General features: G+C 73.1%; 13 protein-coding genes, 1 tRNA gene and 1 riboswitch. Of the genes, 11 read left to right on the forward strand and 3 right to left on the reverse strand.

Translation table 11 applies throughout. The annotated features are described in order from the left end of the window. Nucleotides 1-39: 39 nt before the first annotated feature. From ACFWJX_RS12430 to ACFWJX_RS12460, 7 genes are all read left to right on the forward strand, one after another. Nucleotides 40-1,698 (forward strand): hypothetical protein, encoded by a 1,659-nt coding sequence (locus tag ACFWJX_RS12430; protein WP_383240727.1) that lies wholly within the window; start codon nt 40-42, stop codon nt 1,696-1,698. Nucleotides 1,699-1,709: 11 nt separating this feature from the next. Continuing rightward, nucleotides 1,710-2,411 carry an ABC transporter ATP-binding protein gene (locus ACFWJX_RS12435; RefSeq protein ID WP_383240835.1) on the forward strand — a complete coding sequence of 234 codons (702 nt, stop codon included), beginning with the start codon at nt 1,710-1,712 and terminating at the stop codon, nt 2,409-2,411. Then, complete coding sequence (locus tag ACFWJX_RS12440) at nt 2,408-3,625, forward strand: ABC transporter permease (protein WP_383240730.1); 1,218 nt, start codon at nt 2,408-2,410, stop codon at nt 3,623-3,625. Before ACFWJX_RS12435 ends, ACFWJX_RS12440 begins: the two co-directional genes overlap by 4 nt. Before the next feature lie 23 nt (nt 3,626-3,648). After that, nucleotides 3,649-4,725 (forward strand): hypothetical protein, encoded by a 1,077-nt coding sequence (locus ACFWJX_RS12445; RefSeq protein ID WP_383240732.1) that lies wholly within the window; start codon nt 3,649-3,651, stop codon nt 4,723-4,725. A 75-nt stretch (nt 4,726-4,800) separates the two neighbouring features. Next, nucleotides 4,801-5,589 (forward strand): DeoR/GlpR family DNA-binding transcription regulator, encoded by a 789-nt coding sequence (locus ACFWJX_RS12450; RefSeq protein ID WP_383240735.1) that lies wholly within the window; start codon nt 4,801-4,803, stop codon nt 5,587-5,589. Nucleotides 5,590-5,675: 86 nt separating this feature from the next. Then, nucleotides 5,676-6,038 carry a DUF4406 domain-containing protein gene (locus tag ACFWJX_RS12455; protein WP_383240838.1) on the forward strand — a complete coding sequence of 121 codons (363 nt, stop codon included), beginning with the start codon at nt 5,676-5,678 and terminating at the stop codon, nt 6,036-6,038. Next, the gene (locus ACFWJX_RS12460; protein ID WP_383240738.1) at nt 6,035-6,715 is read left to right on the forward strand and encodes an NUDIX domain-containing protein; all 681 of its coding nucleotides are present in this window, start codon (nt 6,035-6,037) and stop codon (nt 6,713-6,715) included. Before ACFWJX_RS12455 ends, ACFWJX_RS12460 begins: the two co-directional genes overlap by 4 nt. Here ACFWJX_RS12460 and ribA read toward each other — a convergent pair. Together ribA and ACFWJX_RS12470 are read right to left on the reverse strand one after the other, a co-directional pair. Further along, complete coding sequence (ribA, locus tag ACFWJX_RS12465; RefSeq protein ID WP_383240740.1) at nt 6,702-7,373, reverse strand: GTP cyclohydrolase II; 672 nt, start codon at nt 7,371-7,373, stop codon at nt 6,702-6,704. The genes ACFWJX_RS12460 and ribA overlap by 14 nt on opposite strands. A 117-nt stretch (nt 7,374-7,490) precedes the next feature. Continuing rightward, nucleotides 7,491-8,012: a MarR family winged helix-turn-helix transcriptional regulator gene (locus ACFWJX_RS12470; protein ID WP_383240743.1), complete on the reverse strand. Its 522-nt coding sequence runs from the start codon at nt 8,010-8,012 to the stop codon at nt 7,491-7,493. Between the two features lie 119 nt (nt 8,013-8,131). Between ACFWJX_RS12470 and ACFWJX_RS12475 the strand changes: the two genes are divergently transcribed. From ACFWJX_RS12475 to ACFWJX_RS12490, 4 genes are all read left to right on the forward strand, one after another. Then, complete coding sequence (locus ACFWJX_RS12475) at nt 8,132-9,265, forward strand: dihydrofolate reductase family protein (RefSeq protein WP_383240746.1); 1,134 nt, start codon at nt 8,132-8,134, stop codon at nt 9,263-9,265. A 78-nt stretch (nt 9,266-9,343) separates the two neighbouring features. Beyond that, nucleotides 9,344-9,417 (forward strand) — tRNA-Met (locus ACFWJX_RS12480). A 307-nt stretch (nt 9,418-9,724) separates the two neighbouring features. After that, a riboswitch (cyclic di-AMP (ydaO/yuaA leader) is annotated at nt 9,725-9,884 on the forward strand. A 7-nt stretch (nt 9,885-9,891) separates the two neighbouring features. Continuing rightward, a complete protein-coding gene (locus ACFWJX_RS12485; protein WP_383240749.1) occupies nt 9,892-10,920 on the forward strand; it encodes a M23 family metallopeptidase in 1,029 nt (342 codons plus the stop codon). Between the two features lie 156 nt (nt 10,921-11,076). Continuing rightward, on the forward strand, nt 11,077-12,021 hold the full coding sequence (locus ACFWJX_RS12490; protein WP_383240752.1) for an aldo/keto reductase: 945 nt from the start codon (nt 11,077-11,079) through the stop codon (nt 12,019-12,021). Nucleotides 12,022-12,042: 21 nt separating this feature from the next. Here the strand turns inward: ACFWJX_RS12490 and ACFWJX_RS12495 are convergent, their stop codons facing one another. After that, entirely contained in the window at nt 12,043-13,518 is a 1,476-nt protein-coding gene (locus tag ACFWJX_RS12495; protein WP_383240755.1) for a PrsW family glutamic-type intramembrane protease, read from the reverse strand. Between the last annotated feature and the right edge of the window lie 22 nt (nt 13,519-13,540).

The raw sequence follows: 13,540 nt of genomic DNA on the forward strand, positions 1-13,540 counted from the left end.
GTGAAATTCATCGGTGGTGGCAAGCGCGGGAGACGTGTCGTGTCCCGCGCGGCGGGGGTGGCGATATGCGCCGTGCTCGTGGTGTCGTGCACGTCCGCGGACGGCGATTCCGGGCGGCGAGAACCAGCCAACGCCCGTCAATTCGACCTGCTGGTCAGCGAGCAGAACGGTTACTACTACCACCCGTTCCTGCGTCAGGAGCCGGCCGGTCCCCAGGCACAGTCGTACGCCTTGCGGACGCTTTCCGAACTGGGCCGTGACCCGAGGACCGGCATGGCCGCGGAACGGGTCGCGTCCTTCCGCCGCGAGGCGCTGGAGGCGTCCCCGCTGTGGGGCCGCGAGTGGCTCGTCCCGCTGTGGCGGACCGGTGCCCGGGAGGCGCTGGGCGCCGGTGACGCGGCCGAGGTGAACCGGCTGCGGACTGCGGGCGGCTGGTACGTCGACCCCGCACTCGGCGACGACGGTGACGCGGCCCGCCTCGGCGCCACCTGGGCCGCCCTGGAGGTTCTCGACGCGCTCGGGCGCCTGCCGGAGCTGCCCGCGGCGGACCGGGCCGCCACCGTCTCCTGGCTGCGCGTGACGGCGGGCCGGGTGCGTGCCCTCGACCAGGCCGGTGCCCTGGCCCGCTCGCTGGAACTGCTGACGGAACCGGTTCCCGCCCCGCTCACCCGCATCGCGGCACCGCGCACCGACGACTTCGCGGACCTCACGCCCGAGACCAGGGCCGTCCGGCTCGACGACACCTACAGCTACGTGCTGGTCCAGGAGGCCGCGGGCAAGCGGCCCGCCGTGGACCGCCGGATCTGGGAGCCGGTGCTGCGCGACGGCGCGGCCACCCTCCCCTACGAGCAGCTCCACAACCTGGTGCACCTCCTCAAGGCGGCCGGGTCCCCGGCGGCCGTGTTCGCGCCGGTCCTGAAGCGGCTGGACGGCGAGCGCCTCGACGACGGCACCGTGCGGGACCCAGACGCCTACCTCGGCAACCCCGACGCCTCCCTCTTCGTGCAGCGGCTGCGGGCGCTGGCCGGCTGGTCGCGGAAGGACCCGGCGCTCCTGACCGCGCCGGAGCGGGAGGAGACGTCCGGCGAGGCGAGCCAGGAGGGCCCCGAACGGCTGAACCGGGCCGCCCTGCGCACGGTCACCGAGGGCGTCGACGCGAGCGGACCGGCACGGGAACTCTGCGCCGACCCGCGCGTCCTGCCGGCCACCGTGACCGAGCGGAACGCCACCCAGTGGCAGCGCACCGCCCTCACCTGCGCCGACGCCGGCATCACGACCGGCGTCCCGGCGATCGGCAGCTGGCGCGCGGACACCCCGGACCGGGTGGTCGCGGCGGCCACGGTCGTCGTCGGCCTCGCCGACAGCGGCCGGCGCGACGCCGTCCCGTCGTGGATCGACGCCGGGACCCTGAAGCGCTGGGCCCTGCACCCGGACCGGTTCACCTCCGTCTACGGCTACGCGCTGGTCGTACGGGCGTACGCGCTGCTCGGCGGTCGGCTCGACGCGGCTCTGCGCGAGGCACTCGGGCGCGGTGTCACGCCGTACAGGGGCTGTCCGGGACTGCCCGACCTGTACCAGGTCGGCGGCGGGGACGAGGCCTGCGATCTGAAGACCACCTGGGGCGTATGGACGCTCGACCGGCAACTGGACGGCGCCATGGGCTGGTTGCCGACCGGGGCCACGAAGAACGGAAAGTGAGCGGGAATTCGGTGAACGTGTTGCTGCGGGCCGAGGGCGTGGGCAAGTCCCACCCCCTGCGGGGAAGGAGGGTCGACGTCCTGCGGGAGGTCGACCTGGCCGTGAGAGGCGGCGAGATCACGGCGCTGGTCGGGCACTCGGGCTCCGGGAAGACCACGTTGCTGCACATCCTCGGGCTGCTCACCCAGCCGGACGGCGGCCGCGTGGTCGTCGAGGGCGGCGACGGCCCCGTCGACACCTCGGGGCTCGGGGACGACGCGCTGGCCGGCCTGCGCCGCCGCAGGCTCGGCTTCGTCTTCCAGTCGTACAACCTGCTGCCGCAGCACTCGGCGCTGCGCAACGTCCTCCTGCCGTACGCCGGCCGGCGCGGCGAGGGCGAGGAACGCGCCCGCAGCCTGCTGGCGCGGGTCGGGCTCGCCGAGCGCGCCGACCATCTGCCCGGCGAGCTGTCCGGCGGCGAGCAGCAGCGCGTGGCCCTGGCCCGCGCGCTGGTCAACGACCCGCCCGCGATCCTGGCCGACGAGCCGACCGGAAACCTCGACACCGACAGCGAGGAACTGCTCCTCGGCCTGTTCCGCGAACTCGCAGACGAGGGCCGGGCGGTGCTCCTCGTGACCCACAACCCGGCCGTCTCCGACTCCGCGGACGTCGTGCACCGGCTGGAACGCGGCGTCCTTGCGACCACGGAGGAGAAGAGGGGGAGCGCGGAGTGAACGTCTTCGGTCTGGCCCTGGCCAACGTCCGCGCCCTGCGCCGCCGTCTGTTCGGCCTCGTCGCGCTGGTCTCCGTCGCCGCCGCCGTCTGCCTCGGTGCACTCGGCATCGCCGAACGGGCGCAGGGCGTCACCGACACGGGCGTCAAGGAGAGCAACGCCAACCGCAGCATCACCGTCGACCGCCCCGCCGACCGGCCGGGCACCGCGCCCCTGACGGACCGTACGGCCGCACGCCTCGCGAAGCTGCCGCACGTCGAGTCGGTGCAGCACCGGGCGCAGGTGTCGTTCGGCGTCCTCACCGACGCCGGGGACACCGTCCTGCTGTATGCCACGACCCACCGCCCGGCCCTGACCCCGCCGATCACCGAGTCCGTGCGCGAGGACCTCTTCCCGCTGCGCCCCGGCGAGATCGTCACCCCGGCCACCTCCCAGGGCGTGGACCTGAGCCGGCTGGTGGGCCAGGACGTCGAGACCGAGACCACCCGCTTCGTACGGCCCGGCGAGGGCACCGGTGTCACCGGCCACGCCCGCCTGGTCGGGGTGTACGACCCCACCTGGCAGCTCGACAACCCCGACGCCGCCTACGCCGCCGACCCCACCGTGATCGGCTGGGCCGCCCAGCGCTCCGGGGAACCCGAGAAGAACTACCTGGCCACCATCGGCTACGACCAGCTGACCGTGGTCGCCCGTACGGCCGCGGACGTGCCCGAGGTGACGAAGGCCGTGCAGCGGCTCGGCTATCCGGCGGTCACCCTCCAGCAGCAGCTCGACGCCCTGCCCGCCGTCCTGGAGATGATCCGGGTGGTCGGTCAGGTGCTGCTCGGCGTCCTCGGTGTGCTGGCCTTCGTCGGCGCGGTCACCGTGACCGGGGCGCTGTCCCGGCAGCGGGCCCAGGAGATCGGCATCCTCAAGGCGGTCGGTTTCCGCACCCGCGCCGTCCTCACGATGCTCGTCGTGGAGATGGCCCTGGTCGGCGGGGTGGCCGCACTGCTCGGCACGGTGCTCGGCGCCCTCCTCGGCTCGGTCGCCGCGGCCTTCCTGCGCGGCAGCGCCGACCTGGCGCCGTACGTCGGGGGCTGGGTGCTGCTCCCGCCGCCGGTCACCCTGCTGCTGCTCCTCGCCCTGACCGTGCTGGTGGTGGCGGCGGGTTCGCTGGGCCCGGCGCGCAGGGCGGCCCGGATGTCCCCCACGGATGCGATGAAGGACTGGTGAACGTGAATCCCGTCAATCCCCCCATGCCCCGCCCGACGACGCACGCGCGTGTGCGCACGCCGCTCTCCGTCGCCGCCCTCGCCGCGACGGCCGCCCTGCTCGCCACGGCCTGCTCGGGCCCGGGTGGCGTCGACCTGGGCACGGACTGGAAGGGCGCCTCGGCCTTCGCGCTCGCCGAGGTCGACGGCCTGGTGACGGTCGTCGGGGTGAACGCGGACAAGTCCCGCGCGGAGAGCCTCGCCGTGGTGCCCCAGCAGGCCGACGACGACCGGGCGGTCGGCCCGCAGATCGTCGAACTGGCCGACGGACGCTGGCTGGTGACGGTCCCCCGCAAGGGCGGCAAGCCGGACCGGCGCTACCTCGTCAACCGTGCGGACCACACGCTGGACGGCCTGCGGGGCGACGAACGGCTGCGTCGCGTCCTGCCGGGAAGGACGCTGGTCGCCGAGGTCGCGGGACTGCCCGACGCCAAGTCGGCGAGCGGGTCCCCGGAGTCCACCGTGCTGGTGCGGAACCCCGCCGACTGGTCCACCCGGCGCGAGGTGAAGGTCCCGGGCACGATCGGCCTCGCCGCCTCCGACCCGGCCTCGGACACCGTCTGCCTCGGCAGCGGCAGCGGTTCCGGTTCCGGCACCCGCGTCACCGTCGTACGGCTGACCGACGGCGAGGTCACCACCGTGGCCGGACCGGCCGGACTCGACGTCACGGGCCTCGCCTGCCCGGCCGGTCGTCCGGTCGTCGTCGGCTCCCCGGCCGAGGGCGCCTCCGGCGCGTCCGGCAAGGTGCGGGTCTCCGTGACCGGGAACGCCGCCGGTACGGCCGTCTCGGTGGACGGCGGCCGGGCCGACGCCGTCGCCGCGACCGGCACGTCGATCGTGGTCGCCGCGGCGACGGGCGGCGACACCGACCTCGTGGAGGTCGACGCCGGGACGGGCGAGGAACTGCGCCGTGCCCGCGTCGAGGGCCTCGCCGGGGCCCAGCACCTCACCCGTACGGCGACGGGCTGGCTCGTCTACGGCGAGGACTCGGTGACCCGCGTCGACCTCGGCTCCGGCGCGACCGAGCGGTTCGACCTGCCGGGGACCCTGCTGGACGCCTGAGCCGCACGGCCGTGGAGCGACCCGATGTGAACAAGTGGATGTGAGTTCTCACATCTGAGTGATAGAACTGTCCTCATGGGTATCGCCAACCGTCTCGATCTGACCCTGCGGCTCGTCCAGGGAGCCGTGGGGCAGGTCTCCGTCGCCGAACTCGCGCAACGGCTCGGGGTGTCCGAGATGACCGTGCGCCGGGACCTCGACGCGCTGGAGAAGCAGGGCCTGGTACGCCGGGTGCACGGCGGGGCCGTACCGGCGCGGGCCCGTGAGGAGGGCGCCGGCTTCGACGCGCGCGAGGCGTGGCAGGGCGCGACCAAGGACCGGCTGGGCGCTGCCGTCGCCGGCCTCGTGGAGCCGGGAACTCGGGTGCTGCTGGACGCCGGGACCACCACCGCGCACGTGGCCGAACACCTCGCCGGGCGCGGCCCCTTGACCGTCGCGGTGCTCAGCCTCCAGGCGGCGGCACGGCTGGCCGACCGGCCCGGCGTCGAGCTGCTGGTCGTCGGCGGACGCTCGCGGCCCGGCGAGCGGTCCCTGGTGGGGCCGCTCGCGCTGCGCACCCTGGAGTCCCTCGCCTTCGACCTGTTCGTGATGTCCATCGGCGGGGTGCACGCCGGGCACGGCTGGTCGGAGTTCTCCCTCGACGACGCGGCCGTGAAGCGGGCGGGGCTCGCCCAGGCGGACCGCACGGTCGCCGTGGCCGACGCGACGAAGCTGGGCGTGCGCGCCTTCAACCGGGTCGCCCCGCTCGACGCCGTGCAGACCTTCGTCACCGACACCGCCGCGGCCGACCCCGGCACCCACCCCGCGGGCCCGGAGACCCTCCGCGCCCTGGGGGAGGCCGGCGTCGAGACGCTGCTGGTCTGAGAACGACCTCTGGGACGCGCGTACAGCGCTGGTCCGTCAGTCCACCACCGAGCCGAGGAGTGAACCCCGTGTCCCACCCGCCCCTGATGATCCTCGTCGCCGGCCCGTACCGCTCGGGCACCGGCGACGACCCCGCGAAGCTCGCCGCGAACGTACGGGCCATGAACGAGACCGCCCTCGCCCTGTACCGCGCCGGGCACCTGCCGGTCACCGGCGAGGCCCTGGCGCTGCCCCTGCTGGAGACGGCGGGCAGCACCGGCCCCGGCGACCCGCTCTTCGAGGAACTCTTCCACCCCCTCGCCGAGCGCCTCCTCGACCGCTGCGACGCCGTCCTGCGGATCGGCGGCCCCTCGCAGGGCGCGGACCGGATGGTGGACCGGGCCCACGCGCGCGGCAAGGACGTCTACACGGACCTCGCCGGCGTACCGGCCGCCGGCGGCACCCGATGACCGCCCCGGCCGGCCGTCCCGGCATCGACGTCCCCGACCCCCGTGGCCGTACCGGACTCGACCGCCAGGGCCGCGACCTGACGGGCAACGCGCGCGTGCGCGTCGTCGACGTCGAGGTGCTCGCCTGCGACTGGTCCGTGCTGCGCCGCACCACCTTCGACTACCGGCACGGCGACGGCCACTGGAGCCGGGAGCGACGCGAGACCTACGACCGCGGCGACGGTGCCACCATCCTGCTCTACGACCCCGACCGGCGTACGGTACTGCTGACCCGTCAGTTCCGGCTGCCGGCCTACGTCAACGGCCACCCCGACGGCATGCTGCTGGAGACCGCGGCCGGACTGCTGGACGGCGACGACCCGCGGGAGGCGATCCGCCGCGAGGCCGTGGAGGAGACCGGGCGGACCGTCCACGAGGTCGAGCACGTCTTCGACGCCTTCATGAGCCCCGGCTCGGTCACCGAACGCCTGAGCTTCTTCGCCGCCCCCTACGACGGCTCGGCACCCGGCGTGGAGACGGCCGGCGTCGCGGCGGAGGGGGAGGACATCACGGTGGTGGAGCTGCCCTTCACCGAGGCGCTCGCCCTGATCCGCACGGGCGGGATCGCCGACGCGAAGACCATCATGCTGCTCCAGTGGGCGGCGCTGGACGGGCCGTTCGGCCTCAGCTCACGCTGAGTTCGGTGAGATCGGTGACGTCTGTCAGTTCCGTCCGATCCGTCAGGTCGGCCAGCGGCAGCGTGTGCCGGGTCGTCAGGACCTTGGCGCGCAGGTAGCGCACGTTGTGCGGGGTGGTGAAGACGCCGGTGGGCACGCGCTCCTGGACGCCGATGCCCAGCCCGCGGAGCTGCTCCGCCTTGTCGGGGTTGTTGGACAGGAGGTCGAGTTCCGTGATGTCCAGGGCGCGCAGCATCTGAGCGGCGGCGGTGTAGTCCCGGGCGTCCTCCGGCAGCCCGAGGGCGGCGTTCGCCTGGTAGGTGTCGAGGCCCTGGTCCTGGAGGGCGTACGCGTCGAGCTTGTTGTAGAGGCCGATGCCGCGGCCCTCCTGGCGCAGGTAGAGCAGGACCCCACCGTGCTCGGCGATGCGCTCGACCGCCTCGCGCAGCTGCGGGCCGCAGTCGCAGCGGGCGGAGCCGAAGACGTCACCGGTCAGGCACTCGGAGTGCAGCCGGACGAGGGGCACGGGGCCGGGTTCGCCGAGGACGACGGCGACGTGCTCCTGGCCGTCGGCGAGTCCGTGGAAGGTGACGAGTTCGGCGTCGACCGAGTAGCCGTCGTGGAAGCGCAGCGGTACCCGGACGCGGGCACGCTGGGTGGCGGCGGGGGTGTCGAGCATGCGGGTTCTCCGGGTCCGGTGTTCTGCTTCAGATTTGAAGCAGATCTACGGTCGCGACCCTACCCCATGCTTTAAATTTGAAGCAACGGACTTGTGCCGCGGCTCACGGTGGCGTGGCTACGACGCCCCGGAGCAGGGCGACGAACGCCGGCGCCACGGCAGATCCTCGGGCGCGGCCTCGCCGCCGTCCCCCTGGAGACCCTGGGCGACCTGCGTGAAGATCTGCTCCAGCTGCCCCACCTGCTCGGGCGTGAGCCGGTCGAACAGCAGGCTGCGTACGGTGTCCACATGACCGGGCGCCGCGTTCTCCAGGACCGCCATGCCCTCGTCCGTCAGGACCGCGACGCTCCCGCGCTTGTCCCACGCGCAGTCCTCGCGCCGCACCAGCCCGTCCTTCTCCAGCCGCGTCACCGCGTACGTCAGCCTGCTGCGGGTCGCCTTCAGCCGCTCCGCCAGGTCGGTCATGCGCAGCCGCCGTTCCGGCGCATCGGAGAGGTTGGCGAGGATGGAGTAATAGGCGTGAGGCATGCCGGCCTCCTGCTGGAGCTGCCGGTCGATCGCGTCCTCCAGGAGGAGGTATCCGGCGATGTACGCGCGCCAGGCGCGCTGCTCCTCGGGGGTGAGCCAGCGGGTCGTCATGCCTCCAGTGTAGGTTTGTTTCAAACTTGAACCAAGCCCGTTGTCCGACCGGGCCCCGCCGTCCCGCCGAACCCGGGCATCCGTCCGTTCCGACCCCGATCCCGGAGAGACCCGCGCCGATGCCGTACCCGTACGTCCTGCTGTCCGCCGCCGTCTCCCTCGACGGCTACCTCGACGACACCGGCCCCGACCGGCTGCTGCTGTCCGGCCCGGCCGACTTCGACCGGGTCGACGAGGTGCGGGCCTCCGTCGACGCCATCCTGGTCGGGGCCGGCACGATCCGCGCCGACAACCCGCGCCTGCTGGTCAACTCACCCGTCCGCCGCGCGGCCCGGGTGGCCGCAGGGAAGCCGGAGTACCCCCTCAAGGTGACGGTCAGTGGTACCGGGGAGCTGGACCCGGGGGCGCAGTTCTGGCACACCGGCGGTGACAAGGTCCTCTACACGACGGGCACCGGCGCGGACCGCGCCCGTGCCCTCGGTCTCGGCCGCGCGGCCGACGTGGTCCCGCTGGGTCCCGGCCTCGACTGGCGCCGGCTCCTGGAACACCTCCACGACGTACGGGGCGTACGGCGCCTCATGGTCGAGGGTGGCGGCACGGTCCACACCCAGCTCCTCCAGGCCGGCCTCGCCGACGAACTCCAGCTCGTCACGGCCCCGCTGTTCGTGGGCGACCCGGACGCGCCCCGGCTCTTCGGCCCCGGGGGCTATCAGGGTGGACGCCTGCGGCTGGTCGGGACCCGGCGCATCGAGGACGTGGTCCTCATGTCGTACGAGCCCACCGCGCCCGGCGCCGGCCCGCTCCCCGCCGCCGCCGACCGGCACTGGCTGGCCCTCGCCTGCGAGCTGGCCGCCGCCTGCCCGCCCTCGCGGACCGCGTTCAGCGTCGGCGCCGTCGTGGTGGCGGCCGACGGCACGGAGCTGGCGCGCGGACACTCCCGGGAGGCTGGCGATCCCGTCGTCCACGCCGAGGAAGCGGCCCTCGCCAAGATCGACGCCGCCGACCCCCGGCTGGCCGGCGCGACCGTCTACAGCAGCCTGGAACCCTGCGCCCGGCGCTCCTCCCGTCCGGCCCCGTGCGCCCGCCTCATCCTCGACGCGGGCGTGCGCCGGGTCGTGACGGCCTGGCGGGAGCCGGACACCTTCGTCACCGACGCCGACGGGAGCGGCCTGCTCGCCGCCGCGGGCGCGGACGTCGTCGTACTTCCGGAGTACGAGGTGCAGGCGAAGGCGCCGAACGGTCATCTGCTCTGACGGACCCCCTGCGCGGCCCCCCGGGTCCGACCGTGGTTCTGAGCGTCCCCCGCATGGCGTAGACTGGTGTCACACCGACGCGGGGTGGAGCAGCTCGGTAGCTCGCTGGGCTCATAACCCAGAGGTCGCAGGTTCAAATCCTGTCCCCGCTACTCAAGGCCGAGGGCCGGAATCCTGATCATGGGATTCCGGCCCTCGGTGCGTTCGGGGCGGCACTGACGTCACCTTCCGTGATCGCGTCGGAGCCCTGTGCATAACATCTGAGTCACCATCAAAACCCTTGTGGCCCCTGAGGGGTGTCCGTCCGGCGGTCAACTCGCCCGTTTTTCACCGGTCGTGGGTCGAAAGTCCAGGCCAGAAATGTTGTTGATCAAGCAGAACGGCTTGGAATCCCGCCCCCGGGTCTATTAACGTTCGATAACGCAGCGCGGTCGTCCCAGCCGTCACAAGAGTCGGCTCCGTGCGCACGCGCCGAATCCCGCAAGGGAACCGGGGAACCACCAACTTGGGGTGAATCACGCGGAAGCCGCCGTACAGTCACGGCCGGTATACGCGCGTAGGAGACCTTCCCGCTCCGAACCCGTCAGCTAACCCGGTAGGCGACGGAAGGAAAGGAGCACGCCCGCGTGGCGTCCAACCGGCCTGTCCCAGAAGCCCCCACCGTGCCCGCCCAGCAGACCTTCGGCTACGGCACGTACCGCACCGACGAGGGCCCCTGGGAGGAATGGAACCCCACCGCGGACTCCGTTCGCCCGGTGCGCGGAAAGCACCGCGTCGCCAAGCAGCGCGGCGGACTCGCCCGCAGCTCCACCGTTCTCGGCGTCGGTGTCATAGCCGCCGTCGGCGGCGCGGGCATGGCCAGCGCCAACACCGGCAAGTCGCCGGTCTCCATCTCCCTTCCCGACCTGCCCTCGGTGGGTTCCCTCATCTCGGACGACGACACCCCCGAGGAGACGGCGGCCCCCGCGCTCAGCACCTTCGGCGCCGAGACCGTCGCCGACGAGAGCGCCGACAGCGGTGCCGACGCCGGTGAGGCGCTGCGCAGCCGGATCATGGCGCAGGTCGAGTCGCAGCAGACCCAGGTCGAGACCAAGGCCCAGGAAGCCGCCGAGGCCGCCGCGGCCAAGGCCGCCGCCGACGCCGCCGCCAAGGCCGAGAAGGCGGCCGCGGCCAAGGCCGAGGCCGCCAAGAAGAAGGCCGCCGAGGAAGCCGCCAAGAAGGCGGAGGCCGAGCGCCTCGCCGAGCTGGCCAAGCAGTACACGCTGCCGACCTCCTCGTACACGATCACCTCGACCTTCGGGCAGGCCGGCCCCTACTGGTCCTCCGGGTACCACACCGGCCTCGACTTCGCCGCCCCCACCGGCACGCTCATCAAGGCCGTGCACAGCGGCACCATCACCTCCGCCGGCTATGACGGGTCGTACGGGTACAAGACCGTGCTCACCCTCGATGACGGCACCGAGATCTGGTACGCCCACCAGTCCTCGATCAGCGTCAGCATCGGCCAGAAGGTCGCCACCGGCGACGTCATCGGCCGCGTCGGCGCCACGGGCAACGTCACCGGGGCCCACCTCCACATGGAGGTCCACCCGGGCGGCAGCAGCTCCGGCATCGACCCGGCCGCCTGGCTGCGGGACAAGGGGCTCAACCCCTGAGATTCCTTCCAGGGGGCCCTTGCCCGGTCACCCTGAGGTCTTCCGGGAAGTGTCACGGGGGTCGGTGAGGTCTGCGCCCGGATGTTTCCCGGATGTTCGTGAACCCTGGCCGGAGGCGCGGAATGCGTGCCTTCGGCCAGGGTGTTGTCATAACTCATGACTTCTCTGCGCAAGCTCGGCTCCTCCGGCCCGGAGGTCTTCCCGCTCGCCCTCGGCGGCAACGTCTTCGGCTGGACCGCGGACGAGACGGCCTCCTTCGCCGTCCTCGACGCCTACGCGGCCGGCGGCGGCAACTTCGTCGACACCGCCGACTCCTACTCCTCGTGGATCGAGGGCAACAGCGGCGGCGAGTCCGAGACCGTCATCGGCAACTGGGTCAAGGCCCGCGGCAACCGCGACGACGTCGTGATCGCGACCAAGGTGAGCCAGCACCCCGACCACCAGGGGCTGAGCGCGGCCAACATCAAGGCCGCCGCCGACGCCTCGCTGCGGCGCCTGGGCACCGACCGCATCGACCTCTACTACACCCACTTCGACAAGCCCGAGGTGCCGGTCGAGGAGATCGTCGGCGCGCTCGACGAACTGGTGAAGGCGGGCAAGGTGCGGCACATCGCCGCCTCCAACATCACGCCCGAACGCCTGCGGGCCTCCCTGGAGTTCTCCGACCGGGAGGGCCTCGCCCGGTACGTGGCGCTCCAGCCCCACTACAACCTGGTCTCCCGCGAAACCTACGAGGGGGAACTCCAGGACCTCGTCGCCGCCTCCGGCCTCGCCGCCGTGCCGTACTACGCGCTCGCGTCCGGCTTCCTCACCGGCAAGTACCGCCCCGGTGCGACGGTGGACAGCGCCCGCGCCCAGGGCGCCGCCAAGCACCTGGCGACCGAGCGGGGGCAGAAGGTGCTGACCGTCCTCGACGAGGTCGCCCGCGCCCATGACGCCGAGGTCGCCACGGTGGCCCTGGCCTGGCTCGCCGCCCAGCCGACGGTCGCCGTGCCGATCGCCTCCGCCCGCACGGTCGACCAGCTGCCCGCCCTGCTGGCGATGGCCGACCTGGCGCTGACGGAGGCGGAGATCACCCGCCTGACGGAGGCCTCCGCCTAGCGGGTACGGGTCGTACGGCGCTCAGGGCTGGTGCGGGGCGGGCTGGGTGTACGGGGTCTGCGGGTACGGGGTCTGCGGGTACGAGGTCTGCGGGTACGAGGCCTGGGGGTACGGCGAGGCGTAGGGGGTGTACGAGGCCTGCGGCTGGGGTGAGGGGTGCCCGGGGTACCCGTAGTACCCGGGTTGCGGGTGCGCCGCCCCCATCGGGTACCCGTACCCCCCGTGCATGCCGTACGCCCCGTAGACCGGCAGGGGCGCGGGCGCCGTCAGCCGGGACGCGTGCTCCAGCGCGGGCCGGGCCACCTCCCTGCGCCGCCACAGCTCGTTCAGCAACTCCCGTTCCCGAACGACGAAGTCGGTGCCGCCCCGCCCGTGCCGCCCGCGGTGCCGCAGGAACGCGAGGGACGTGGCGTAGGCCTCGTACTGCGCGACCGCCCGTGCCGCGGGCCTGCCCAGGTGACGGCGGGCGTACTGCCGGGCCAGCCTCCGCGCCCGCATCGAGCCGAGGGCGTACGGCTCGGCCGGGCCGATCCAGCCGGCGGCCGTGTACGCGGGCAACTCGTCGCGCACGGTGCCCAGCTCGCGCTGGCGCGTCCACACCACCAGCCAGGTCAGCACCCCGAACGCGGGCACCATGAACGCCCCGTACACGGCGAAGAAGCCCCAGTCGCCGAAGGTCGCCGAGCCGTTCCACAGGGCGTGCATGAGCATCGCGAGGAACAGGCCGCACAGGGGCAGCACCACGCGCCGTACCCGCTGGCGCTCGCCGGACAGCGCGGCGATGCCGAAGCCGAGGCCGGTCAGGACCGTGAACAGGGGGTGCGCGAACGGCGACATGACGACCCGCACGAAGAACGTCGCGACGGTGACGGAGGCGATGCCGCCGTCACCGGTGAGCTGGTCGGTGCCGAAGGCGTTGCCGAGGTACAGGATGTTCTCGGTGAAGGCGAAGCCGGTGGCGGTGATCCCGGCTATCACCACCCCGTCGACGATCCCGGTGAAGTCCCGCCTGCGGAACAGGAACACGAGGAGGATGGCCGCCGCCTTGGCGGACTCCTCGACGACGGGCGCGATGACCGTCGCGCCCAGGGTGTCGGCGTGGGCCGGATCGGCCGTCGCCGTCGCTATCCAGCGGACCGCGAAGCTGTTCGCGACGATCGCTATCAGCGCCGCCGCGCACGCGCCCCAGGCGAAGGTGAAGACCAGATTGCGCCAGGGGCCGGGCTCCACCCGGTCGAGCCAGCGGAACGCGGCTATGAGCAGCGGTACGGGAAGCACCGCGAGGCCCAGTCCGACCAGGAACCCCTCCGTGCCCGTCTGCTCACGGACCAGGGCGAGGATCACCAGCCCCGACAGGAAGAGCAGCGTGATCAGCGCGCCGTAACGGACCCACTTGTGCTGCCACCAGTGCGCGTGCCGCAGCACACCGCCCCCGGCCGGGCCGCCGGGCTGCGGCGGGTGCGGGGGAAGCGGTGGGAACGGGGAACTGGTGGCCACGGCATCGACCCTAACGAGGGAG

The organism is Streptomyces sp. NPDC058335, assembly GCF_042723915.1.
GTDB lineage: Bacteria > Actinomycetota > Actinomycetes > Streptomycetales > Streptomycetaceae > Streptomyces.